Annotated in this window: 1 protein-coding gene and 1 pseudogene; both read left to right on the top strand. The window is 66.1% G+C overall.

What is annotated here, in order from left to right:
• Positions 1-420: pseudogene (locus EN893_RS39945) on the top strand (MmgE/PrpD family protein); the annotation flags it as partial.
• Between the two features lie 79 nt (positions 421-499).
• Complete coding sequence (locus EN893_RS39950; RefSeq protein ID WP_236382681.1) at positions 500-886, top strand: hypothetical protein; 387 nt, start codon at positions 500-502, stop codon at positions 884-886.
• The last annotated feature ends 13 nt before the right edge of the window (positions 887-899 follow it).

The raw sequence follows: 899 nt of genomic DNA on the forward strand, positions 1-899 counted from the left end.
GTGGCAGCAGCCGCGGCGGTCGGCAGGTTGATCGGGTTGGACGCAGCCGGGCTCAACCATGCTGTCGGCTCGGCCGGTACGCAGGCGGCAGGTCTCTGGGAATTTCTGCGTGACGCTGCCGATTCCAAGCAACTCCATACCGCGCGAGCGGCCGCCAACGGTCTGTTCGCTGCCTATCTGGCGCGCGATGGCTTCAAGGGCGCCGCGCGGATCCTCGAAGGCCAGCAAGGAATGGCTGCCGGCATGTCCAGCGACGCCGATCCGGCCCGCCTGACGGACGGGCTCGGCAGCCGTTGGGCAACCGAGGAGACCTCCTTCAAATGGCACGCAGCCTGCCGGCACACTCATCCGGCCGCCGACGCGCTGCAGTCTCTCATGCGCCGCGAAGGGCTCGGTCCGGACGACATCACCGGCGTGGTGACCCATGTCCATCAGGGAGCCATCGATGTCCTGGGCGCGGTGGTCACTCCGCAAACCGTCCACCCAGGCGAAGTTCTCCATGGGCACGGTTTTGGGGCTGATCGCTGTTCACGGCGTCGCCGACCTCGACGCGTTCGAACACCACGCGCTTGCCGACGCCCGCGTCGCACGCTTCCGCGCGAAGGTGCGGATGGAACTCGACGCCGAGGTCGACACCCTTTATCCCAAGCAGTGGGTCGGCAAGGTGAGCGTCACGACGGTTGACGGCCGCAAATTCAATGCCCGCGTCGACGAGCCCAAGGGAGATCCCGGCAACACCCTTTCGAAACAGGAACTGGAAGCCAAGGCCATACGTCTTGCCGAATTTCGAGGCGGGGCCACCGCTGACGAGATGCGTCGCTGCATAGCCCGCATCTGGAGGCTCGGTCAGCCCGGGAGCACGGCGCACATATTTGCTGAGAGTTAGCCCGCTATCGCGC

It is taken from the genome of Mesorhizobium sp. M7A.F.Ca.CA.004.04.2.1, from assembly GCF_004022825.1.
Lineage (GTDB): Bacteria > Pseudomonadota > Alphaproteobacteria > Rhizobiales > Rhizobiaceae > Mesorhizobium.

What these genes read in the sequence shown, in the direction of transcription:
- EN893_RS39950 (WP_236382681.1), top strand. Translation starts at nt 500, where the DNA reads ATGGGCACGGTTTTGGGGCTGATCGCTGTTCACGGCGTCGCCGACCTC.